19 protein-coding genes are annotated in these 22,809 nt (G+C 65.5%); 11 read left to right on the top strand and 8 right to left on the bottom strand.

What is annotated here, in order from left to right; genetic code table 11:
• Positions 1-227 precede the first annotated feature (227 nt).
• The 6 genes from ACV7NQ_RS25945 to tnpC all read left to right on the top strand — a co-directional run bounded on the left by ACV7NQ_RS25945 (position 228) and on the right by tnpC (position 7,704).
• Positions 228-1,094 carry a hypothetical protein gene (locus ACV7NQ_RS25945; RefSeq protein WP_463362024.1) on the top strand — a complete coding sequence of 289 codons (867 nt, stop codon included), beginning with the start codon at positions 228-230 and terminating at the stop codon, positions 1,092-1,094.
• A 771-nt stretch (positions 1,095-1,865) separates the two neighbouring features.
• Positions 1,866-3,272, top strand: coding sequence for an aldehyde dehydrogenase family protein (locus ACV7NQ_RS25940; RefSeq protein ID WP_463362023.1), 1,407 nt, complete (start codon positions 1,866-1,868; stop codon positions 3,270-3,272).
• Between the two features lie 48 nt (positions 3,273-3,320).
• A complete protein-coding gene (locus ACV7NQ_RS25935) occupies positions 3,321-4,394 on the top strand; it encodes an ABC transporter substrate-binding protein (protein WP_463362022.1) in 1,074 nt (357 codons plus the stop codon).
• A gap of 7 nt (positions 4,395-4,401) precedes the next feature.
• Positions 4,402-5,196, top strand: a complete 795-nt coding sequence (locus ACV7NQ_RS25930; RefSeq protein ID WP_463362021.1) for an ABC transporter permease — start codon at positions 4,402-4,404, stop codon at positions 5,194-5,196.
• Positions 5,196-5,951, top strand: coding sequence for an ABC transporter ATP-binding protein (locus ACV7NQ_RS25925; RefSeq protein ID WP_463362020.1), 756 nt, complete (start codon positions 5,196-5,198; stop codon positions 5,949-5,951). Before ACV7NQ_RS25930 ends, ACV7NQ_RS25925 begins: the two co-directional genes overlap by 1 nt.
• Before the next feature lie 262 nt (positions 5,952-6,213).
• Positions 6,214-7,704: an IS66 family transposase gene (tnpC, locus tag ACV7NQ_RS25920; RefSeq protein WP_463365555.1), complete on the top strand. Its 1,491-nt coding sequence runs from the start codon at positions 6,214-6,216 to the stop codon at positions 7,702-7,704.
• 230 nt (positions 7,705-7,934) lie between these two features.
• On the opposite strand, the gene ACV7NQ_RS25915 is transcribed toward tnpC, so the two are convergent.
• Positions 7,935-8,675, bottom strand: a complete 741-nt coding sequence (locus ACV7NQ_RS25915; protein ID WP_463362019.1) for an SDR family NAD(P)-dependent oxidoreductase — start codon at positions 8,673-8,675, stop codon at positions 7,935-7,937.
• Between the two features lie 300 nt (positions 8,676-8,975).
• On the opposite strand from ACV7NQ_RS25915, the gene ACV7NQ_RS25910 reads away from it, so the two are divergent.
• The 5 genes from ACV7NQ_RS25910 to ACV7NQ_RS25890 are packed head-to-tail and all read left to right on the top strand — an operon-like array spanning position 8,976 to position 14,574.
• Positions 8,976-9,773 carry a phosphosulfolactate synthase gene (locus ACV7NQ_RS25910; protein WP_463362018.1) on the top strand — a complete coding sequence of 266 codons (798 nt, stop codon included), beginning with the start codon at positions 8,976-8,978 and terminating at the stop codon, positions 9,771-9,773.
• Positions 9,770-10,702, top strand: coding sequence for an XcbA family protein (locus tag ACV7NQ_RS25905; protein WP_463362017.1), 933 nt, complete (start codon positions 9,770-9,772; stop codon positions 10,700-10,702). The genes ACV7NQ_RS25910 and ACV7NQ_RS25905 overlap by 4 nt, the downstream gene beginning before the upstream one ends.
• A gap of 7 nt (positions 10,703-10,709) precedes the next feature.
• Entirely contained in the window at positions 10,710-12,074 is a 1,365-nt protein-coding gene (gene xcbD, locus ACV7NQ_RS25900) for a 3-sulfopropionylcysteine synthase XcbD (RefSeq protein WP_463362016.1), read from the top strand.
• Positions 12,075-12,106: 32 nt separating this feature from the next.
• Complete coding sequence (locus ACV7NQ_RS25895; RefSeq protein WP_463362015.1) at positions 12,107-13,066, top strand: 1-aminocyclopropane-1-carboxylate deaminase/D-cysteine desulfhydrase; 960 nt, start codon at positions 12,107-12,109, stop codon at positions 13,064-13,066.
• A 23-nt stretch (positions 13,067-13,089) separates the two neighbouring features.
• Positions 13,090-14,574, top strand: coding sequence for a lyase family protein (locus tag ACV7NQ_RS25890; RefSeq protein ID WP_463362014.1), 1,485 nt, complete (start codon positions 13,090-13,092; stop codon positions 14,572-14,574).
• Between the two features lie 78 nt (positions 14,575-14,652).
• On the opposite strand, the gene ACV7NQ_RS25885 is transcribed toward ACV7NQ_RS25890, so the two are convergent.
• From ACV7NQ_RS25885 to ACV7NQ_RS25855, 7 genes are all read right to left on the bottom strand, one after another.
• Positions 14,653-16,401, bottom strand: coding sequence for a PucR family transcriptional regulator (locus tag ACV7NQ_RS25885; RefSeq protein WP_463362013.1), 1,749 nt, complete (start codon positions 16,399-16,401; stop codon positions 14,653-14,655).
• Positions 16,359-17,048 (bottom strand): MEDS domain-containing protein, encoded by a 690-nt coding sequence (locus ACV7NQ_RS25880; protein WP_463362012.1) that lies wholly within the window; start codon positions 17,046-17,048, stop codon positions 16,359-16,361. Before ACV7NQ_RS25880 ends, ACV7NQ_RS25885 begins: the two co-directional genes overlap by 43 nt.
• Before the next feature lie 3 nt (positions 17,049-17,051).
• A complete protein-coding gene (locus ACV7NQ_RS25875) occupies positions 17,052-18,158 on the bottom strand; it encodes a cobalamin-independent methionine synthase II family protein (RefSeq protein WP_463362011.1) in 1,107 nt (368 codons plus the stop codon).
• 120 nt (positions 18,159-18,278) lie between these two features.
• Entirely contained in the window at positions 18,279-20,285 is a 2,007-nt protein-coding gene (locus ACV7NQ_RS25870; protein WP_463362010.1) for an acetate--CoA ligase family protein, read from the bottom strand.
• The gene (locus tag ACV7NQ_RS25865; protein WP_463362009.1) at positions 20,273-21,118 is read right to left on the bottom strand and encodes a CoA-transferase; all 846 of its coding nucleotides are present in this window, start codon (positions 21,116-21,118) and stop codon (positions 20,273-20,275) included. The genes ACV7NQ_RS25870 and ACV7NQ_RS25865 overlap by 13 nt, the downstream gene beginning before the upstream one ends.
• On the bottom strand, positions 21,115-22,023 hold the full coding sequence (locus ACV7NQ_RS25860) for a CoA transferase subunit A (protein WP_463362008.1): 909 nt from the start codon (positions 22,021-22,023) through the stop codon (positions 21,115-21,117). The genes ACV7NQ_RS25865 and ACV7NQ_RS25860 overlap by 4 nt, the downstream gene beginning before the upstream one ends.
• Positions 22,020-22,784: an SDR family NAD(P)-dependent oxidoreductase gene (locus ACV7NQ_RS25855; RefSeq protein WP_463362007.1), complete on the bottom strand. Its 765-nt coding sequence runs from the start codon at positions 22,782-22,784 to the stop codon at positions 22,020-22,022. The genes ACV7NQ_RS25860 and ACV7NQ_RS25855 overlap by 4 nt, the downstream gene beginning before the upstream one ends.
• Positions 22,785-22,809 lie beyond the last annotated feature (25 nt).

Below are 22,809 nucleotides of genomic sequence, written 5' to 3'. Positions count from 1 at the left end.
CAACCCCCGCCGCCACCGCTCCTACCCCCGCGTCGTCAAACGCGCCAGACACAACAGCTTCCGAGTAAAACGCAAGGCAGACAAGGGAACCCGTCACACCGGACCCGCTACCATCCGGCTGGCCAACCAAAGCTGCATCACGCCGACACAACGACGACCATCCGCAAAACCGCCGGTCACAGCTCTATAGGGGGCGAGCTAAGCGGCATTGCATCAAGATCAGGCCAATGTTGGGTGAACTGCGAAACTGGGAAGTCGACGCCAACCGCCTTGATCGGCACCTCAAGTCCATTCGCGCCGCCGGATACACACGCAAGACCGAGGTGCACCATTTGATTCTCAGCGGAATCGTCCAATTGGGCGTCAAGTTGGGTGCGATGCCCATCGATCCGATGAGCGTGGTTCGGAAAGGCGGTCGACGGCGACGCGGCAAAGCAAAGGCAATGGACGAGGAAACTCGCGACGGCTTACAGGCCCAGCTGAAGAAATGGCTCGCGGGGGAAGAGATACCTGGAACTCCCGCCTATACGCATGGCCCGAAACGCGACCCCGACATTCTGCGTATCGCCGACATACTCTTAGCTTCAGGCTGTCGACCATATGAGGGCCTTGCCTTCCGCCGGTGCGATGTCGTCAAGAAGCCCGATAAATGGCAATTGATCGTGTGCGGAACCATCAAACGGAAAAAGGGGAAGCAAGGTCTCTACCGCCAGAACTGGACCAAGACCGACGCCGGCTACCGCATCGTCTTACTGCCGGGGTGGGCGGTGAACACCCTGAAGGAGATGGGGGCCGACGAATGGAGCGAGGACGACCAGGCCCCGCTATTTCCGTCTCGAAGAGGCGGGTGGCGCGATCCGCACAACACCGCCCGCACGTGGCGAGCCGCGCGCGGCTCCAAGTACGCGTGGATCACCGCGCGGACGATGCGCAGGACGAATCTGACCGCAGTCGCGGAGGAGTACGGAACGGAACAGGCCAGCCGACAAGCCGGCCACGCTGTGATCAGCACCGGTGCCGACATCACCGACCGCTACATCGACCGGCCACGGCAAGCTCCTGACTCTACGACCGCCCTCGAAAAGCTCCGCTAAGGCGAAACATGGGGGATTGAAGAATGGGGGAAACCATGGGGAAATCTTCCACTTTCAACAAGTCAGGCCCGGCAATGCCGGGCCTGACCTGCATAAACAGTGGAGCTAAGGGGACTCGAACCCCTGACCCCCACACTGCCAGTGTCAGTAGTGCTTTCCAGCGGGTGATCCCCAGTCCATCCCGTCCAGGTCAGGGGCGGTATCCCGTCCAGGCAGCACCGCTCCGTCCATCCCGTATGTACCCGTCTTGGCAAGATCTCGGCAAGATGGCGGAGACAGAAAACCAGCCCCTGACCTCGGCACAATCGAACGGCTCGGCAGGGTCGCGATGCGCCGTCCTCGCCCAGTTCCAGCGCAGCACTGATCAGCGCGCAGGCGCCGGCGCCGTGCACAACTTGCAGGGCAATGGACTTCTTTACGAGTGCCCCCGACGGCGAGCTACGGTGTTCAGCTGGCACCTTCCCGTCCAGGTCAGAGGGTATTTCACGTCCCACAGATGTCATCGTGTCCAGCGTACGATCGCACGCAGGCAAACTGGACGTCTGATGCCGGGCGCGGGCGGCATAGCGTCCGTGATGTCCCCACAAGTACAAACTCTCCCGTAATTTCGCCCTGCCGTGCCGAACCGCATGAGGCATTACGCATCGCATAGTGGCATCACGAACAAAGTCCCGTCGCGAAGCATTCGCACGAGACCGCGGGGTGTCCTACCGGATTGTGGTCCGGCCGAGATCGATTACGAGTATGAGGGCGGTGCGTTCAGTGGGCGATATGGCTGATCGGGAAACAGTGCAACGTGAGGTCAGCGAGGTGCTGGCGCGCGCGAGGGCTGCGCAGTCGGCGATCGCGGACTACAGCCAGGAGCAGGCCGACGAGCTGTGTGCGGCAGTGGCCTGGGCGGTATGCCGGGAAGATCGCGCCGAGGCGCTGGCCGCGCTGGCCGTGGACGAAGGTGGCTTCGGCAATGTCGCGGACAAGGTGATCAAGATCAAGAAGCGGGTGCTGGGCGTGTACGCGGATATGCGCCACACCCGAACCGTAGGCGTAGTTGAGGAGGATCCTCAACGTGGCTTGGTCAAGATCGCCAAGCCGGTGGGCGTTGTGGCAGCGCTGATTCCGACCACGGGTCCGGATGCCACTCCACCGTTGAAGACGTTGTTCGCGCTCAAAGGGCGCAATGCGATCGTGGTCGCCCCGCACCCGAGGACGGTGGAAACCACCGCCGCGGTGGTGAGTTACATGCGCGCGGCGTGCACGCAGGTGGGTGCGCCCGCGGACCTGGTGCAGATGCTGCCGGCCCCGTCGATCGCCAAGACCCAGGAACTGATGAAGCAAGCCGACTTGGTCGTGGCCACCGGCGGGGCGAACATGGTGCGGGCCGCCTACTCCTCGGGTACACCGGCCTACGGGGTGGGTGTCGGTAATTCGGTGCACGTGGTCGACGAGACGGCCGATCTCGACGACGCCGCGGACGCGATCGCGCAGGCTAAGACATTCGATTACGCGACGAGTTGCCTGGCTGACAATGCGGTGGTCGCCGAGCAGACCGTCTATCAGCCGATGCTGGAGCGGCTGATCGCGCGCGGCGGGCATCTGTGCACCCCCGACCAGAAATCGGCGCTGGCCGTGGCGATGTGGCCGTCCGGCGGTGAGATTCCGACGCCGGACGTCATCGCCAAGTCCGCGCAGCGGATCGCGGAGCTGGCCGGGTTCTCGGTGGCGGCGGACCGGACGTTTCTGATCGTGGAGGAGGACGGCGTCGGACCCGACTACCCGTTCTCGGGTGAGAAGCTGTCCGTAGTGCTGGCTCTCTACCGGTACTCCGGTGGCATTTCCGTGGCGGTGGACCGGGTCAACGAGATCACTGCCTACCAGGGGATCGGGCACACCTGCGGCATCCACACCGATCGCGACGAGCATGTCGACGCACTGGCGATGGGCACCAAGACGGCTCGGGTCATGGTTAATCAGAATCTCAACGACGGTGCCGGCAGTCCGCGCAACGGTTTGCCTTTCACGCTCAGTCTGAGCTGCGGGACCTGGGGCGGCAACATAACCACGGAGAACATCAACGCCCGCCATTTCGTGAACCTGACGTGGGTATCTCGGCCGCTTGCTCCGAAGGCGATGGACGAGCAGGAGCTGTTCGGCCAGTTCTGGCAGCGTCATGGTCGCTGAGCCACGCAGGCCGCGGCCGCCGGCAGCGCCGATGAACGGGGAACGTTGGTGACGATCAGTAGAAGGACCATGCTGGTCGGCTCGCTGGCTCTGGCTGGCGGCGCCATTCTCGACGGATGCACGCCCGACTCCGGTTCGGTGGGCGGCAAGACGCCGATTCGCATCGGCCACCAGTCGGCGGTGGCCATGCGGGCGGTCTTCATGGAGGCCACGGGGTATGCAGCTCGCACTATGGGCGTTCCGGTGAGCTTTTCGCTCATGGCGAGCGGGCCTGCAACGGTGCAGGCCTTTGCGCAGGAGCAGCTCGATATTGCCTACCTCGGTCCGGTCCCGGCATTGATCGGTATCGACAAGGGGGTTGCCCTGCGGGTCGTAGCGGCAGCTCACTGGTACGGATACAGCCTTGTCGGACAGGCGGGTCAGGTAAAAACCTTGGATGAGCTCGGCGGTGATCGGAAGGCGGCGGCCAAGCAGTTTCAGGGAAAGATCGTCGGTGCCTTCGCGAAGGGGTCGACCCAGGACGTGATTTGTCGCCATTTCTTTTCCGAGGCCGGGATGACGGAGGGGCGGGATTATACGATCCGCAATTACTCTGGCCCGGATGCCATCCAACTGCTGCGGGCCGGTGCGGTGTTCGGGTTCGTGGAGTTCTTCGAGAATGTCGCCATTGCGGTGCAGGAGGGTTACGTACCCATCGTTCAGGGCGCGCAACTGTGGCCCGGACTGGATAATGTCATCGTCGTCCGGAGTGGGTTCCTCGATGGGAACCGGGATCTCGTGCGGCGTTTCCTTGCCGTGGACGCGGATGTAGCCGAATTTCAAACTGCCTATCCCGCGGAATACGCTCGCCTGAGCGCCCCGGCGCTCAAAATGACCGAAGACGACGCGATCCGTCGCGTCGGCTACGACACGCACTACTGTCCCTCGCCCACCGATGCGGCGATGAATGCGGTATACGACCTGGTGCCCACCATGCGAGCGATGGGATATATGACGAGCGACCCGGATCGGGCCGCCGTCACCGACCTGGACATTGTTCGCGGAGTCGCCGGCCCTGGCGTCTCGTGCTCAGGAAAGGCCGAGCCCGATGCCGCGCTCCATCAGCGTATCCTCGGCCGCTGAAACGGCAATGCCGCGACCACGGCGACTGGACAGGCGCCGCCTCGCCGGGCACCGGATGGGCCGCGCAACGGCAGGCGTGGTCCTGCCGCTGCTGCTGGTATCGGTGTGGTGGGTGGCCAGCGCGGCGCATTCCCTGCCGAACTACCTGTTACCGCCGCCGGGGCTGGTCGGCCGGACCTTGGTGCAGTACTGCACCTCTGGGGCGTTGGTCCGTGATGTCGGTGCCAGTTTGCTGCGAGTCGGGATCGGTGTCGGCCTCGGTGCGCTGCTCGGGCTGCTGGTCGGCGCCGTAATCGGATGGTGGCCCAAAGTCGCACCAGTGCTCGAACCGACGGTCGACGTATTGCGTCACGTGCCGCCGCTGGCATGGGTGCCGTTCGCCCTGCTGTGGTTCAAGGGCGGCCTCGCTTCTGCGGCTTTCATCGTCATGCTCGTCGCGTTTTTCCCGGTTTTGACCGCTACGACGTATGCCATGCGTTCGGTACCTCAGCAACTCGTGGATATGGCGCGCACGGTCGGGTGCACTCGCGTGCGGATGCTGTGGTCGGTGGCCCTTCCGGCCGCGCTACCGGGCATTCTCTCGTCGTTGCGGGTCGCTCTCGGCGGCGGATGGATGGCCGTTGTCGCTGCCGAATATTTCGGGTATCGCGACGGCCTCGGGGCGTTGGCCTTCAACGCCTATCAGGTACTCAGGACGGATCTTCTCATTGTTGCCATGGTCGTGATCGGCATAGTCGGCTTCGGCCTCGACGCGATGATCAAAGGCGTTGTAAAGCGATTTGTTTGGTGGGGTGGACGATGATGGAAGTTGAGCTCCGAGATGTTCGCAAGGTCTTCCGGACCGAGGCGGATACCGATGTTACGGCGCTCGCCGGAATCGACATGGTGGTGCGGCCCGGCGAATTCGTGGCGCTGCTCGGACCCTCCGGTTGCGGGAAGAGTACCTTGTTGCGATTGGTGGCCGGGTTGGCGGAACCGTCCACGGGCGCAGTGCTTGTCGGCGGCGAAGCGGTTGGTCCGCCGGGGCCGGACCGGACGATGATCTTTCAACAGCCCGCATTGCTTCCGTGGCGGACAGCTGCGGAAAATATCGTCTTCGCACTCAAAGCGCTCGGTGTGCCGCGAAAGCAGCGGAAGGACCGGGCGCGTGAACTACTTGGCGTGGTAGGGCTGGAAGAATTCGCCGACTCCTACCCACACGAAATATCTGGCGGAATGGCTCAGCGCGTAGCAATTGCGAGAGCACTCGCCTCTCACCCGAGTGTGCTGCTGGCGGACGAGCCGTTCGGCGCCCTCGACGCCATATCCCGCGATGCGATGCAGGCCGAACTGCTGTCGTATTGGGCCGGTTATCACGCGACGGTGCTGTTTGTTACTCATTCGGCGGAAGAAGCCGTATTTCTCGCGGATCGAATCTATGTCCTGTCGACCAGGCCCAGCCGCGTCGTCGGCTCGGTGGAAGTCGGCCTCCCCCGATTGCGAGATCGGACTGGTGCGGAGTTCGGCCGGCTGGTACGGCAGGCCTTACAGCTGCTCGAGGAGGGCAGCGCGGGCTGATTGTCCGGGGGTAGCTATTCAGCTGTCCCCCTTGGGGTTTGATGGCGTGTCGGTTGGATTGTGATGGCCTGTCGGGCATAGTGGCGGGGTGTCTGGAGCGTCGTCGGTTGAGCAGCTCGTTGAGCGGGTGGCCGAGTTGACGGCGCAGGTGAGGGTGGTGCTGGCCGAGAACGCGGAGTTGCGGGCCGCGAATGCGGAGTTGCGGGCCGCGAATGCGGAGTTGCGGGCCGCGAATGCGGAGTTGCGGGCCGCGAATGCGGAGTTGCGGGCCGCGAATGCGGAGTTGCGGGCCGCGAATGTGGAGTTGGGTTCGGAGAACACAGAGTTGAAGGCGCTGGTGGGGTCGCAGTCCGAACAGGCTGCGGCGCAGGCGGATCGGATCGCAGTGCTGGAGCGGCGGTTGGCTGCGGATTCGTCGAACTCGGGGTGGTCGTCGGGGTCGGACTCGCCCTATGACAAGAAACCGGCCAAGAAGCGGTCGTCGCGGACCCGGTCGGGGCGGTCGGCGGGTAAGCAGAAAGGCTCGGCAGGCACGTCGCGGCCACTGCACGATGACCCGAACCACACGATCCGGTTGGAACCGCCCCGCTGCCAGGGGTGTTCGTGTTCGCTCGACGGTGCCGCCGAGGTCGCCTGCGAACGCCGCCAGGTCGTGGACACGGCACCGGCGGCGGCGCCGGTGATCACCGAGTATCGGCGTATCGCCCGCGAATGCGGGTGCGGGACAGTGACTGCCGGTGACTGGGCCGATGCGGCACCCGAGCATGTCGCGGTGATCGCGGCGGCGGGGTCGCCGGTGCGGATCGGGCCGGTGGCTCTGGCCCGGGCGGCGTTGCTGACCTGCGGGCATTACCTACCGATCGGGCGGAGCCGGGATCTGTTCGTCGCACTGTGCGGCCTCGATATTTCGACCGGCTGGCTGGCAGGGGTGCGTGGCCGCGCCGCGCGGCTGCTGGAACGACAGTTCTCCGTCCACATGCGAACTCTGCTGGCCACCGCGCCGGTGTTGCATGCCGACGAAACCACCGGCCGCGCCGCCGCGGAGTTGAAGTACGTGCACGTCGCCTGCACCGACTATCTGACGTTGATGCACGTCGGTGGCCGCTCCGCCGACGATATTGATGCCGGTGGTGTGCTCGGCGAGTTCACCGGGGTACTGGTCCGCGACGGCTACGCCGGGTACGCGCACCTCAAAGCGGCCCACGCGTGGTGCGGTGCGCACCTGCTGCGCGACTTGCGGTCGATCCACGATGCCGATCCAGCCGGGCAGGTATGGGCGAAAGCGATGATCGACTGCCTGCTCGACGCCCACACCGCCGCTGGCCGGGCCCGCGCCGCTGAGGCATCGGCTCTCGACGCCGACACCCTCACCGGGATCCGCCGCGCCTACGCCGGTGCGATCGGGCTGGGCCGCGACGACAACCGTGACCGGAAAACTACCTTGGCCGCCGACGCCCGCAAGCTGGTGGCCCGGTTCACCCGCTACGAAGACATGATCTTGCGGTTCGCGACCGACCTGACCGTCCCGTTTTCGAACAACGAAGCCGAAAGAACGCTCCGACCAGTCAAAATACAGCAACGAACCAGTGGTGGAGCATGGCGAACCCTGCAGGGAATCACCGACTTCGCGATCGTCACTTCCTACCTCGACACCGCCCATAAATGGGGCCTCGACAAACTCGACGCCCTCACCCAACTGTTCACCACCGGTCCGTCGCTACCGCCTGCCCTCACACCCGCAGCCGCCCCATAACCACGCACGCATACCACACCGACCACCGAAAACCTCACCACCCCAGGTGAATAGCTACGTCCGGGGATGCACGGGTGCTCGACTCGGTATTTCCGCAGTTTCAGAGGTAGGAGGTGAGCGAAGCCGTGAGGGCGAAGAAGGAACAGAAGTTCTGGCTGGATTCGATCTCCTTGCGGCTGCGCATTCCTGGATCGGGGCGAGGACGCGGATCTAACGGCGCCACCGTTTGATCAGACTGTCGTCCACCCGCCGTCGACCGTTAATGCCAGCCCGGTGACGTAACTGAGCCGCTCGGAGGCCAGCACCCCCACGGCGTCGGCGATCTCGTCGGGCTGCGCGACTCTGCCCATCGGAATTCTGGCTCGCAGCTTGTCGTGCGATTCGGGGATGTCCAGCCGCCACTGCGTCATCGGAGTCTGTACAAATCCGGGGCATACCGCGTTGGCCCTGATGCCCAATGAGGCGTAGTCGGCCGCCAGCGATTTCGTCAGTTGCAGCGCCGCGCCCTTGGAGGTGGAGTAAGCGCACCTGCCCGGGAAGGCCACGATGCCCGCGATCGAGGCTATCGTGATGATATGGCCGTTACCTTGGCGCAGCATCACCGGTAACGTCTCCCTGCTGCACAGGAACGGGCCGCGAGTGTTGACAGCCATCACCCGATCCCACTCCTCGACCGGGGTCCGATGGCAGACAGTCGCCTCGGCGGAGCCGGTGATGCCGGCGTTGTTCACCAGCACGTCGATCCGGCCGTAGGCGTCTACGATTCGCGCGACCGCGACAGACACATCGGCCGGGTCGGTGATGTCGGTCCGCAGCAGCGCCGCGGCCGGAGTGTCGGCTTCCGTCACATCCAGAACGACCACCGTCAACCCGTCCGCTACCAATCTGCGCACGGTGGCCAGACCGATACCCGAGGCACCCCCCGTCACCACCGCTACCCTGGCCGTGTCAGCGTTCTGTCGCTCAGTCATATGATCGCGTCTTTCGTCTGTGCCCTGGCCGTTCGGTGCTGGCGGATGGTGTCTTGGCTGAGAACGCGCGATGACCGCGACCGGGCGAGAGAGTGGGTGATATCGACCGGCAGTAGTTGACGCCGGTTCCACCGCATAACTTCCTTCGGACGTAACCCTAAACGTCGGCAGAGTGGAATCTGTATGACCCGATGAGACAGGGTGTCGGCCGGTTTTCGTCACATTGGGGCATGATCGCTCCGGTCTTCCGGAGTTTAGGTTTTGAGCAGTTGTCGAACGAAATCCGGAAGCGGCGGAGGGATGCCGGGCCGGGAGAATGGAGGAATTCCTGTGTGGAACTGTCCGGATTTCCTTGTTCTACCGAACCGTGACCAAAAGCCGAGGAACCGCGGCATTACACACGTGCTGGACAAGGGCATGCCGATACCGGTGTTGGACGCGCTGCTCGCCGAGGCCGGCCCCTGGGTCGACATTCTGAAGATCGGCTGGGGGATCGGATATCTGGACCCCATGGTCGAGCGGCGTGTCGAGGTGTGCGCGGCCGCCGGAGTAACCGCCTGCCTCGGCGGTACGTTGCTCGAAATCTGTGCGGCACAGGGCAAAGTTGACGAACTGCGGCGCTGGGCTGCTGATATCGGAATCGGCGCAATCGAGGTATCCAACGGCCTGCAGGCGATGACCTCGCAGGCCAAAACCGAACTGGTCGCGTCGCTGTCCACCGAATTCATGGTGCTCGCCGAAACCGGGACCAAGGACGATGCCACCCCGGTGGTGGTCGCCGACTGGGTAGCCGAGATGGCCGCCGATCTGGCCGCGGGCGCGCGCTGGGTGATCGCCGAGGGCCGCGAGAGCGGAACGGTCGGACTCTACGATTCCGCGGGCGTGGTGCGCGGTGACTTGGCCGATGCGATCGTCGATGCGCTCCCGGTCGAGCGGGTAATCTTCGAGGCTCCGCTCAAGGCACAGCAGGTGTGGTTCGTTCGGCGGCTGGGTCCCGCGGCGAACCTGGGCAATGTGCCGCCGGAGGAGACGCTGGCGCTGGAGACGCTACGGGTGGGGCTGCGTGCGGACACCGCCGTCGTGGGAGCGCACCTATGATCCCCGATCCGGCGGCGAACACGATTACCCGCCCCTATCGCGGTCTCTCGGTGCAGGAGGTCGACGTCCCGCTGACCGAGGCCGATCTGATGGCGTATCTGCTCGGCCGCGAGGTATATCGCCGGACTGCTTATTTGGTGCTGCGCAACGGTGCCGACGCAGCGCTCGTCGCCGTGCGCAAGGCGTCGACGGATCCGCTGTTCTCCCCGGTGGTCGAGGCTCGTCTACTGGCTGGGCCGGAGCAGGTGGTCTACCTCGTCGACCCGGACGTGGATGTCGGCAACGCCAGCGCGCTGGCCGCGGCAGCCCGCCGAAATGTCCGGTCCAGTGCGCGGGCATATGTCGTGTGTGGCCGTTTCGAGCACGTGAATTTTATTTGGGAGCCGCGGCCGATCACCATCACGGTCACCGAAGTCGTGCCGCCGGATCCGCCCAAATTGCTCGCGATGGCGCAGCAGGTGGTCGACTACGACGAGGACCTCCCACCGATCGAACTCGTGCTGGCCGCAGTGGATATTCGGGAGATAGCCGCGCGGAATGTCCGCGACAGCTACCTGCTGCCGTGCCGCGGGTCGGGTGTCGACCTCGACGGCGAAGTGTCCTTCCTGGATACCCGGCCGCCGAAGAACGGCGACTGGCTCCTGATCGGTTGCGACCGTTCACGCCAATTCCACCAGCATTTCTATGGCGACGAGCCTGCGCGGGTCGATATCTGCCCGAGGCTTCGGCTACGCCAGGCCGGGCACACCGGCGCCACGCTCACCAAGTGCTGTCTGTTGGAGCGTGGACTCGAACGAGAGGGCCCCGAGGGCGCTGTGGTGCCGTGGGGAGCCAACCTGGACGAGGTGCGGTTGGCGTTACGCCTGCTGACCGGCGTCCACGCGCCCCTACCCACCGGTCTCGGCGCCATCGTCGAGCAGGCCAGGTAGCCGCGCTATGGGCGCTCATCTCACCGACTCGGTGATCTACGGACACCTCTGGGGGACCGAGGAACTGCACCGGCTGCTCGACGACGAGGGCAGGATTCAGTGCTGGTTGGACATTCTGGCCGCGTTCGCCGAAGCGGAGGCGGAGGTCGGCTCGATGCCTGCGGAGGTAGCCGAACAGATCCGCGCGCACGCCGATGTGGCGCTACTCGACCTGCAGGCGGTGGCCGAACAGACCAGGGCGACCGGCCATTCCACGCTCGGGCTCATTCGCTGCCTGCAGCAGGTGCTGCCGGAGTCCGCCCGCGAATGGATCTACCACGGCGCGACCGTGCAGGACCTCTCCGATACCTGGACATCGCTGGTGATGCGAGCGATGGGCGACATCCTGGAACGCGACCTGGCCCGCATCGAGGCGGCGGCGAGCCTGCTGGCCCGTAAACACCGGGACACCATCATGTGCGGGCGCACCCACGGCCAGCCCGGGCTGCCGATCACCTTCGGGTTCAAAGCGGCGGTGTGGGTGTCTGAACTGCGCCGACACCGTCAACGGCTGGCCGAGGGGCGACAACGTTGGGAGGTTGTCCAACTTGGTGGTGCGGTCGGCACCATGGAGTTCTGGGGTGAACGGGCGCTCCCGTTGCTGACTGCGTTCGCCGACCGCCTCGAGCTGGCCACCCCGGATATCGCCTGGCTGACCGCCCGCGACCGAGTGGCCGAGTTCATCGGGCTGCTGGCGATGGTCGCGGGCACCCTCGGCAAGGTAGGCCAGGAGGTCTACGAGCTGCAGCGGCCGGAGATCGGCGAACTGCGCGAACCCGTTGGTGCGGGACAGGTGGGCAGTATCACCATGCCGCACAAGCGCAATCCCGAACTGTCGGAGCACTTGGTCACCTTGGCCAGGCTGGTCCGTGCGGACGCAAGTGTCGCGTGGGAATCGCTGCTGCACGAGCACGAGCGAGACGGCAGATCCTGGAAGGCGGAGTGGGCAGTATTTCCCGAGGCGTGCCTGTACACGGGCGTGGCCTTGGACTTCTGCCATCGACTGCTCGACGGTGTGGAGGTGGACAGCGAGCGGATGGCGGAGAACGTCCACTCACAGCAGGGTTATCTGCTGTCCGAGCCGGTGATGCGGCTGCTGGCCGACCGGATCGGCAAGCACACCGCGCATCAGGTGATCTATGAGGCCACCCTGGCAGGCCGCTCGCAACGACTCGACCTGAGGACCGCGTTGGCCGCCGACCCCCGGGTCACCGCCGTGCTCACTGCGGCGCACCTCGATGCCTGCCTCGATCCCGTGGCGGCGCTGGGCTCGACCACCGCCTTCGTCGATCGGGTGCTGGCTGCCACCGAGACCGGGAAATCGGTCCCGTGAAAGCGCTGACCACATTGCCCAGGGTGGCGCTGATGCGCGCCGACACCCCGCTGCACCCCGCGCCGAAGCTTTCGGCCGCGCTCGGCGTCGAGGTGTGGTTCAAACGAGACGACCTCACCGGTTTCGGACTGGGCGGCAATAAGGTCAGGATATTGGAGTACCTGATCGGCGATGCACTGCACAGCGGCTGCGACTGTCTGGTCACCGGGGCCGGTCCGCAGTCCAACTGGGCGATGCTGGCCGGGCTCGCCGCCCGGCACTACGATCTGGACCCCTACCTCGTGTTCTACGGTGCTGCGACCCCGCCGACCGGGAACCTCCTGCTCGGCCACCTGGTGCGTACCGACATTCGATTCACCGGCCTGCCGGAACGAAGCTCGGTGGACGATGCTGTCCGCGCGCTCGCCGCGCGGCTGCGTGCCGACGGGCGGAAGCCCTATGTGCTGCCCCGGGGCGGGGCGACCGCCCTCGGCTCGGTCGGCTACGTGCGGGCCAGCGTGGAGTTGGCGGGACAGCTGCTCACCGCGGGGCTGGCGCCCGAGCAGGTGTGGCTGGCGACGGGCTCCTGCGGTACACAGGCCGGACTGGTCGCTGCGGCGCGCTGGCTGTGCTGCTCGTATCAGGTCGTTGGCGTGACCGTCAGCAGGCCGCTCGCGGAGTGCGTCGACCGGGTGGCCTCGCTCGCCGACGGGGCTACCGAGTTGCTCGAGTTGCCGGATCGGCACCCGTCTGCCGGCTCGAATGTGCTGGTGAGAGACGGCTTCCTCGGGCCGGGTTACGGCAGGCCCTCGACGGAAGGCGCACGCGCTGCTGCGTTGGTCGCACGCACCGAGGGGATCTTCCTGGATCCGGTGTTCGGCGCCAAGGCGATGGCCGCGTTGATCTCCGCGTGCCGGGCAGGGGAGGTGGCGGGGCCGGTGGTGTTCGTCGTGACCGGCGGTGTGGCGACGTTGTTCAGTGTGCTGGACGAATCTTCGAATGGAGCGATGTGAACCTACGAACGCCAGAAGGATACTTGGGATCCGAAGGCCGGATCAGTTCCGGCCCGGCACCGGAATTGGTGGCCGCCGGGTACGCGCTGGAGTTGGCCGACGCACCGTTGCTGCACCGCGGCCTCGGGCTCGCCGATCTCGCGCACGTGCTGGCGCTACACGACGCCGGGGTGGTGCCGAGCGCGCAATCCGCTGCGCTACTGAGAGTTCTGCTGGAGTTCCAGGGGACTCCACCGGAACAGTTTCCCTACGACGTGCGCTACGGCGATGCCTACAACAGCCGGGAACGAGAGTTGGAGCGCAGGCTGGGTGATGTGGCCGGCTGGCTGCACACCGGTCGTACCCGCCGAGAGGCAGGCCGGATTGCGTTCCGCATTGCGATGCGTGAGCGACTGCTGGACCTACACGCCCAGCTCGGTGCGCTGCTCAGCGCGCTGGCTGGGGGCGCATGGGAACACGCGGAGACGGTGTGGGCCGACACTACGTACCTGCAGCCTGCGCAGCCCTCGACATTCGGACACTACCTCGGCGGTTTCGGTGAGGAAGCCATCCGCCACCTGACCCGGGTCGAGCAGTCCTACCAGTGGGCGGATCGCTGTCCCAGCGGGGTCGGCGGGGTCGGCGGCAGCAGAATTTCGCTGGATCGAGACCACATGGCCGAGATGCTCGGCTTCAGCGCGCCCGGCGCGCACACCAGGGACGTGATGTGGTCGACCGACGGGCTGGCCGATGCGGTAGTGGCCGCTACCCAGGCCGCGACGACGGTGGATCGGCTCGCCGAGGATTTGGAAATCTTCGCCAGCCCCGCGTTCGGGTACGTCACTGTGGACGCCTCGCTGTGCCGCGCCTCGGTATTGCTACCCCAGAAGCGCAACCCGTACGCGCTCGCGGTGATCCGATCCAGTGCAGGCACGCTCGTCGGCCGGGCTACCGGCCTGCTGGTCACGCAGCGCACGCCCTCGGCACGCACCGACAATTGGTTGCATGCCTACGGTGAAGTCACGACGTCGCTGGAGCTGGCCAGTCGGGTGGTCGCGCTGGGCGCGCAGGTAGTGCGAACGCTGACGGTTCATGTCGATCTCCTGGCCGACACTGCGGGCAGCCAGTTCACCGGGGCAGCCGATCTGGCAGAGGAACTGGTGCTGCGGTTCGGGCTGGACTACCGGTCGGCCTACCGGGTCGTGGGACGGGCAGTTGCGACCGCGGTGGACGCAGGCCGCGATGCGCTCACCGATTCGGATCTCCGCCATGCCTCCGGCAGCCTGCTTGGCCGGTCGTTGGAGCTATCGGCGGACGAGCTGCGCGCCGCACTGGACCCGGCTGTGATCGTCGCAGGCCGTACCGCGCTCGGCGGCAGTTCGCAGGCCCGGGTACGCGAGCACGCCGATACGCTGAGCGCCAGGGCCGCCGAGGCATCGCGCTGGCGTGAGCGGTGCCGCGATCGGGCCGAGCAGGCCGAGCAGGCGTTGACCGCCAAGGCTGAGCGGTTGGTGCGGGCAAGCGGCTGAGCCTGGATCCACCGGTGGAATGGCGAGGGAGGGACCACTCAGAACCTACGCCGGTGGATCCGGGCTGAGCGGCACCCCTCAAGAGTGTCCGCCGCCGGGCGACTCGGCCCCCGGTATCTGCGGATAGCTCTTATCGGTATCCCGACTGCGCAGCGCCGACAATGTGCTCCAGGCCCGAGTCGCCAACTGGAGGTTGAAAAATATCTCCGGGTCGGACAGGTTGTGCCCGGAGATCTCCCGGATTCGCTTCAGCCGGTATTTCAGCGTACTTCGGTGCACGACAAGCGATTTCGCCGTGGCATCGTAGCCACCGCCGTGCTGCAGGTAGCGCGACAGGGTGCGCACCAGATCGGCTTTGCGCAGCTCGTCGTAGGCCAGCAGGTCGCCGATCCACTGCTGCACGAAACGTTCCACCTCGGTGAGGTCTTCGATGCCGAGTAACAACCGGTACACGCCGAGGTCATCGAAGCGAATCGCCCGGTCATCCCACTCGGCCGCGGCAGGCAGCCGCAGCGCCAGCCTGGCCTGTTGATAGGAGCGCGGGAACTCCGAGACGCCTGTGCATCGTTCGCCCACACCGATCCGCGCCCGGCCACCGCCGAGCTCCTTGATGATCGACTGGCGCAGACATTCCCAATCGACCTCGCGATCAGCCAGCAGCACGACCTCCTGGCCACGCATCACGAGCAGTGATCCGGCCGCTTCGGTCTGCGCGGCTCTCCGCACGGCATGCACGAACAGGTCGTTGCTGCGCATTCGTCCACGCCCGTCGATCACTACCACGCGGTGGGGCCGCTGCAGGTCGTAGCCCAGCGCCATCGCCCTGTTCTGCGCACTACCCACCGTGGTGCCGTTGAGCAGTTCCTCCACCAGATCGCGGCGCAACCGCAATTCGCTCTCGGCAATGCTGTGAATTCTGGCCAACTCCATCGCCAGGACGGTCGCGCCGTGTTCCAGGGCCATCAACTCCTGATCGCCAGCCTGGCCCAGCGGATCGATCAGCACGATCACTCCGAGCGCGTCCCGGTGCGAGTTCGCGACGGCCAATACCCGCTTCCCGGCACGGATCGGACGCCCGTCCCACAATGCCTGGCGCAGCAACTGTTCGCGCTGCATCGGCGAATCCTTGGGGTAGAGCTCGGGACGATCGGGGCCAGCCCAGACGTGCAGGTTGCCGTACTGGTCCTCGATGGCCACCGGCAGCTTGGTCAGCTCGTGCACCGCCTTGGCGATCCCCTCCCTGCCCTCGCCGGACACGGCGACCGCGGTCAGCCTCGCGTGGATATCCATACTCCGTTGCAACGCCTCGACGGTGCTGCGAAGCTGATCGTTCACGACGGACAGTTCCCGCGCCGTGGTCTTTTCCTGAAGGTGAAGTCTGCAATTGACCAGCGCGGCACCGGTCTGCTGGACCAGGGTGCGCAGGAGGAACTGCTCCTCGCTCGAGGGTGCCGATTCGGCGGCGACCACGAGGAAGCCCAGGTTTCTGCTCCCGCTGCCCATCGGATACGCCCAGGCCCAGTCGGCTTCGACGAGATCGATCCGCCCGCCGCCAGTCCCCAGCCCGAGGATCTGATCGGATATGACCGGATTCGCGGGCTTGTCGGCCAGTTCGACGCCCACCGCCCAGCAGTTGGCCAGCGAGGCCACCGCCGTCTGCGCGAGCCCCAATATTTGATGCTCGTCGGCGTCGTCGGTCATCAGCCGGTCGAGCACCAGCAGACTACGTAAAGTAGACAGTAGATCCCGGTCGGGCTGGGTGAGTTCACCCAGCCCGATCGGGTTTACCGCCTCATCGTCAGAAATGTTTCCGGCTTGATATGCCATGGGTTGTCCAGCAACTCTCCGCTGAGCAGCACCTTGGAGTGCGTCCGCAGCAGATCGAGCAGAATCCGTCCGTCGATAAAGTGGTCAAGGTCGTAAAGACACAGGATAACCTGCGGATAGCGGGGCAGGAAATTGTTGAGCTGAGATTCATAAACCAACAATTGGTCGACACCAGGCATATCGCGCAGCGCCCAGGTCATCTCCCCCACAGCACGTACAAACCCGTAACCTTCGCCGTGTACTGCCGAACTCATCGTCCGATCCCAGAATCCGATCATCTCCTGCGGCTCGAAATATCCATTCGCCAGGTATGTTGCCATTGAGTACAACAAATCGAACTGACTGACCTTGTCGCAGGGTTCACCGAGCATCGCGTTCAGCGGTTCGAGGACCTTAGTGGTGTCCGGATCGTCCAGAACGCAGATGCATTTGTCGCCAGAGGTGATTGCCTCCCGCAGATAGGGCACTAGAATATCTTCGCGCTGCGCGTTACCCCGGAAGAACGCGCAGATATGATCACCCGGCGCGATCGCCACGTTAGACCATCCGGACGGCAAACCCGCCGCCATATCAACAATGGCTGGTGCGGCCACGACACCGCCCGGCGTCGACGCACTGTCTGGGGAATAACATCGCAGTTCGATCATGGCCTACTTCGTCTCTATCTCGGCACGTACCAGCGCGGCTCCGTCCGCCAGAGCACGCAGCTTGCTGGCGGAGATCATCCGATTCAAGTTAATCAACCCACAGTCAGTGGACAGCGCGAGCTTGTCCGCAGGCACGTATTCCAGTACCTGCCGAATTCGATCGGCCACCTCGTCCGCGGTTTCCGTGATGGTCGACTTCACATCGATCACGCCAGCCACGAACGGCCTGTCCCAGCCGTTCTCCACCAGCGGCTTGAGGTCGTCCGGCCCAAGCCGCCCGACCTCATAGTTCAGCGCGGTGATCTTGGTGTCATTCACCTGAGGGAAGATCGCGGCTGCCCGATCCGGCGTGGCCGATTCCTTGGTTCGCTTGTCCAGCACCCAGGCGCCGAAGTCCTTTTCGTTCTCCTCGGGAAAGTAACCGGGGGTTCCCGAGTAGTTGCCCCAGCAGGTGTGCACCCAGAAATCGCAACCGATGCCTTCCATCGCGGCGTTGATCGCATCGACTTCCCAATCGCCCATTCCGTAGGGCCAGACGAATTCGTCGAGCTGGATGATGTCGCAGCCATTGTCTTCCAGCTCCTTGAAGTCCTCGTTGAAGGCCTTCGCGATGGCCATACCCAGCTCACGGGTATCGCTGTAATAGTTGTTTGTCGCCGCTGCCGCCAGCACCTGTATCCCCACGTAGGACACCTTCACTGGCTTTTTGGTAGCCTTGCGGGTAGCGCGCAGCGTCGCCAGATGGAACGGATGCTCTCTGGTCACCTCCCCCACCACGTTCGGCGAGTACAACGTCGAGTAGATCGGCAGGCCGATGTTCTTCCCCGATGGCTTGAACCCGGTCATCCGCTCATAGTAGTGGTAAATGATCGAGGCGTACGGCGAATCTCCGCCATATACCTTGCCGTCTGCGATGATATCCAGGCCAGCCATCTCCTGGTCGTGCACGATGGCAAGTACCGCGTCCTCGAAGGCCTCCCGGCTGATCGCGTCGTAGATGAACTCCCCCTGGGGGAATTGGGCGAAACCATGTCCGTCATACCACCGAGGATTCGGGTAGTTCCCGACCATGGTTGTGGGCAGCAAGATGTCTTGAGAACCGATACGCACGACGACGCTCTCCTTTATTTTACTTTACTTCGTCTTAACCCCCCTGTTAACAGGTTAGTGTGTTGTAGATCTCATTTCCTGGCCCCTGGGAGCCGAAGAACGCGCCGCCCGATGGACCTGTCAGGACGAAATCTTCCAATCGACCGCGATCGCATCGTCCCGCGACGCCAACACCGGATTCAGCGTGAGCTCACGGACTCCGTCGGTGGCGACCAGCAGGTTGCCGACACCGACCACGACCTCGGCCAACGCGTCCAGATCGACCCGCGGTCCGCCCCTGGCCCCGGTCAGCAACGGGTAGCCACGCAGCTGCTTCAGCAGGGCCCTCGCTTCGGTGTGGTGTATCGGCGCGAGCGCGAAAGCCACGTCGTCGAGCACCTCCACCCAGATGCCGCCCAGCCCTGCCATGACCACCACACCGAAGGACGGATCCCGCAGCGCACCCACCACAACCTCCACCCCGCTCAGCTGAGGCTGCACCAGCAAGCCACCCGCGATGCCGTTCGTCCTCGCGACGGCCAGCAGCTCTTCAGCCGCCGCCCGCACCTGTCGCGGCTCGCTCAGTCCGAGACGGACGCCGCCCAGCTCAGTGCGATGCTCGGCGGCGGCCAGCTTCACCACGGCTGGCCACGCCGCCGCCGCGGCAAGTGCCTGATCCGGGGTGTCGCACTGCGTCGAAGTTGCGGTGCGAACACCGAACTCGGCGAGCAGCGCCGCCACCCCCAGCGCGTCGGTGTGCACCGGGCCAGCTCGCTTGTCCGGTACCGGCGGTGCGGGCAACACCCGGTGTCTGGCCTCCGCGTAACGGCGAGCGTGCCCGGCAACCCGGGCGACTCTGGCAGGCCACTCGAAGCACGGAATTCCCGCCTGCCGCAGCAGGTCCGCGTTGGGCTGCGCGGTGCGCGGCGCGACCCAGCAGACGTACACCGGCACCGCGCGCACCGCCGGTTGCCCATGCTCGCCCAACAGCTCGCTCAGCGCCCGGCTCGTGGGTGTGTCCAGGGCGGCGCGTTGCAGCAGCACCGGGATAATGATGTCGACTTCGCCAGACCGTGCCAGCAGATCCACCAGCGCCGGATACAGCTCGGCATAGCGTGACCAGACGGGTGTGATATCCACCGGATTGACCGAGCTGGCGAATGCTGGCAGGAGCGCGGCAATACGCTCCTGCAGTGCCCGGGACAGCTCGGGAACCGTCAGCGCCTCGTCGGCGAGCATGTCGGCCAGTTCGACGCCGATACCACCGGAGTTGGTCACGATCGCCACTCGGGATCCCGCTGGCAACGGTTGCGTATCCAACGCCTGCGCCACATCCAGCAGTTCCTGACCGGACCGTACCTCCACCACGCCAGCTTGGCGGAACGCGCCACGCCAGATCGCTTCCCTACCGGCCAGCGCCGCGGTGTGCGACACGGCTGCCCGCGCGCCAGCGGCGGAACGTCCGGTCTTCGACACGATCACCGGCTTGTCCGGTGTGGCCAGCCGGGCCTGCTCCACGAAGGCGCGACCGTCCCCGAGTTCCTCCAGCAAAAAGCACAGCGTTGCGGAAGCGTCGTCGAACCGCAACTCGGCCAAGAGTTCGGCAATCGACACATCACACGTGTTGCCGGTGGCCAGGATCTTGGCGAACTTCGAGAACTCGTCGATCGCCATGGTGTAAATCGCCATCCCGTACGCGCCGGACTGGCTCACCAGCGAAATCCCCCCGCCGCCCTGGGGCGTGCCCGCCGCCATCGAGGCGTTGAGCGGCAGGTCGCAATTCTGGACACCGAAACAGTTCGGGCCGATCACCCGCACCGCGCCCGCCGCCCGCACGAGTTCCTGTTGCAGGCGGGCGCCGGTCGCGCCGGATTCGGCGAAGCCGCCGGAAAGCACCACCATCGCCCGCACGCCCTTGGCCGCGGCGTCGGCGGCGACCCCCGGAACCGCCGAGGCGGGCACCGCAACCACGGCCAGGTCGACCTCACCGGGTACATCACGCAACGAAGCGCCTGCGCGCACGGCTACCACCTCGCCGGGAAACGACGCCATATTGCGTGCCAGCGTTTCGCCGAGCGTGCCCGCCCGATCCGACGCGCCCACCAGTGCCACCCGCCGCGGCGAGCATAATGCGGTCAGCAGGCGCATGGGGAGAAATCCCCGTCGCGAAAGCGCCGCTGTAACTCGTCCGCGGTGAACTCGGAACGCCGCACACCCATCGGGTCGACCGCACGAACCGCAGCCAGTTCCGCCGAACTCGGCGGGTGCAGCAGCCCGTGGGTCAGCTCGACCCGCAGATCGAAGCCGGTCGCCGCGCGCACTTGTTCGACGGTGACGTCCGGCCACAGCGCGCGCAGCCGGGCGTGACCGTCGGTGGCGAAATCGAACACGCCCAGCTCGGTGATCAACCACCGCGGCCCCCGACCGGTGTAGCCCAGCTCCACCCGTGTGCCCTCCGGGGTTCGGTGCCCGATATCGGTCAGGAAGTCCACCCGCGGCACCAGCGTTCGGCCCGCACGGTGCCGGGTGCTCCACAACGTCAGCTCACCGACGGTGGCCGACATGTTGCAGCCGCCGCCACCACCACCGAGCTTGACCTTCGGCCGGGTGGGATCGTGGCCGATGCCCGTCACATTGGTATTGCCATAGCCGTCGATCTGTCCACCGGACACGAACATGCGATCGATCGCGCCGCGGGACGCGGCATCGAAGAATTCCTCGAAACGCATCCGGTAGTCGGCATCACGATGCAATGCCAAATCGTTGCCGGTGGGCGGGATGAACACCGGGTCGGGATTGAGAGCATACGTCGCGCCCTCTACCAGGAGCATTCCCCTGGCGTGCGTCCGGCGCGCCACATGCATCGCCACCTGCGCGCATGGGCTGGCGAACCCATGAAAGACGACTTCGCCATCGCGGATGGTACGGGCCAATGCGACGACGAACCACTCGTCGATACTCCATCCGGAGTTCTCGTTCATCGGAACAACTCCTGCCACTCGGATACCGAATTCGACCAGGTGCTCAACCGCTCCGGTTGCACCGCATCGCGATATGCGGACTCCGGGACATGCACATATCGCTCCAGGTAGGCGGCGATCTCGGCCTCTCCGGCGCTGGCCGCCTCGAGGTATGCGGCCAGATGCGGCCGATCGTAGGCATAGCCGGGATAACACGAGGAGGGGTGCGCGCCGAAAGGCACCTCGACGACTGCCGCAACCAGGTGACCAGGGATAACGATGCCCGCTGCGGCCACCTCGTCCGGGCCGGCCAGCCGATCTACCGTAGCCACCACCGTGGTGCTGGCGGTCGCAAAATGCTCGTCCAGCACGTACGGCTGGTCGAAGTGTAGATTTCCGTGCCGGTCGCCGAGTGACGCGTGGATCAACGCGACATCCGGCCGCAACGGAGGAACCGCCACCAATTCCTCCCCGGTGAACGGGCACGTGACCCGGCTGTACTCGGGGTGCAATCGCGTCATACCGGTGCCCTTCACGCCGCGCACGGGCAGAAACGGCAACCCCATCGCGGCCGCGCGCAGCTGAGTCAGCACGGTTGCGCAACAGCTCTCCCGCGCCTCGATGAGGCCGTCGCGCGCCGCCCTGCGAAACGCTGGCGCCAACCCGAGATCCTGCTCGAAACCGACGTAGCTTTCCTCGCAGATTTTCACCGCGCCAGCAGCTATCAGCAGATCCACGTCGATGCTGTGCGCCGAACCGACGAGGTGCAGATCCCGGCGGTTCTGCCTGATCAGTTCGCGGACCAATGCCATCGGTAACCTCGCGCACAGCCCGCCGCCGAGCGCAATCTGTGCGCCGTCGGTGACGGAGGCGACGGCCTCGGCCAGCGATGCGCGCTTGTCTGCCGCGAGGTGGAAGCCGCTCACTGCGCCGTCATCCCGCCGTCGGCGCCGACGGCCGAGCCCGTCATAAAGGAGGACTCGTCGCTCGCCAGGAACAACGCGACGTTGGCGATCTCCGCCGGTGTGCCGAGCCTGCCGATCGGGTACTTCGCCACCGTTTTGGCCAGCCCGACCTCGAGGTCCCCGTCGCCGCGCGCCCGCAGCATCGGCTCCATCAGCGGGGTGTACACCGTGCCGGGACAAATGACGTTCACCCGCACGCCGGTCGCCGCCAGGTCCACCGCCATCGAGCGCGTCAGCGCGACCACCGCACCCTTGGCCGAACAGTACGCGGCGAAGTTCGGCACGCCGACCAGGGCGGCCACCGAGCCCTGGTTGACGATCGAACCGCCCTCCATATGCCGCAGTACCGCCCGCGAGCACAGAAATGTGCCCTTGACGTTGACATCGAAAGCCCGGTCCCAATCGCTCTCCTCGGCGACCGCGACCGAGCCCCGACTGTCCACGCCAGCGTTGTTGTACAGCACGTGCAGCGCACCGAACTCGGCCGCGGCTCGATCTACCGCGTCCTCCACCTGCGCGGCATCGGAGACGTTCACGGTCAGCGCCAGTGCGCGGCCACCCTGCTCGGCAATCAGCTCCGCAGTTTCGGTGGCCGCTTCCGCGCGCAGGTCGAGCACCCCGACCGCTGCGCCTTCCTCGGCGAACCGCAGTGCGGCCGCCCGGCCGATACCCGAGCCTGCGCCGGTGATCAGCGCAGTCTTACCCGCCAGTCTGCCATTCATGATGTCCTCGACCTTCCCTCGAAAA

Source organism: Nocardia sp. Tas62D01, from assembly GCF_055232035.1.
This window is presented reverse-complemented; position numbering and strand designations above follow the sequence as displayed.

Bases quoted from the DNA above. Each gene is read 5' to 3' on its own strand.
- ACV7NQ_RS25945 (WP_463362024.1), top strand. From the start codon at position 228: ATGTTGGGTGAACTGCGAAACTGGGAAGTCGACGCCAACCGCCTTGAT.
- ACV7NQ_RS25940 (WP_463362023.1), top strand. From the start codon at position 1,866: ATGGCTGATCGGGAAACAGTGCAACGTGAGGTCAGCGAGGTGCTGGCG.
- ACV7NQ_RS25930 (WP_463362021.1), top strand. From the start codon at position 4,402: ATGCCGCGACCACGGCGACTGGACAGGCGCCGCCTCGCCGGGCACCGG.
- ACV7NQ_RS25925 (WP_463362020.1), top strand. From the start codon at position 5,196: ATGGAAGTTGAGCTCCGAGATGTTCGCAAGGTCTTCCGGACCGAGGCG.
- ACV7NQ_RS25915 (WP_463362019.1), bottom strand. From the start codon at position 8,675: ATGACTGAGCGACAGAACGCTGACACGGCCAGGGTAGCGGTGGTGACG.
- ACV7NQ_RS25910 (WP_463362018.1), top strand. From the start codon at position 8,976: ATGCCGGGCCGGGAGAATGGAGGAATTCCTGTGTGGAACTGTCCGGAT.
- ACV7NQ_RS25905 (WP_463362017.1), top strand. From the start codon at position 9,770: ATGATCCCCGATCCGGCGGCGAACACGATTACCCGCCCCTATCGCGGT.
- xcbD (WP_463362016.1), top strand. From the start codon at position 10,710: ATGGGCGCTCATCTCACCGACTCGGTGATCTACGGACACCTCTGGGGG.
- ACV7NQ_RS25895 (WP_463362015.1), top strand. From the start codon at position 12,107: ATGCGCGCCGACACCCCGCTGCACCCCGCGCCGAAGCTTTCGGCCGCG.
- ACV7NQ_RS25885 (WP_463362013.1), bottom strand. From the start codon at position 16,401: ATGGCATATCAAGCCGGAAACATTTCTGACGATGAGGCGGTAAACCCG.
- ACV7NQ_RS25880 (WP_463362012.1), bottom strand. From the start codon at position 17,048: ATGATCGAACTGCGATGTTATTCCCCAGACAGTGCGTCGACGCCGGGC.
- ACV7NQ_RS25870 (WP_463362010.1), bottom strand. From the start codon at position 20,285: ATGCGCCTGCTGACCGCATTATGCTCGCCGCGGCGGGTGGCACTGGTG.
- ACV7NQ_RS25865 (WP_463362009.1), bottom strand. From the start codon at position 21,118: ATGAACGAGAACTCCGGATGGAGTATCGACGAGTGGTTCGTCGTCGCA.
- ACV7NQ_RS25855 (WP_463362007.1), bottom strand. From the start codon at position 22,784: ATGAATGGCAGACTGGCGGGTAAGACTGCGCTGATCACCGGCGCAGGC.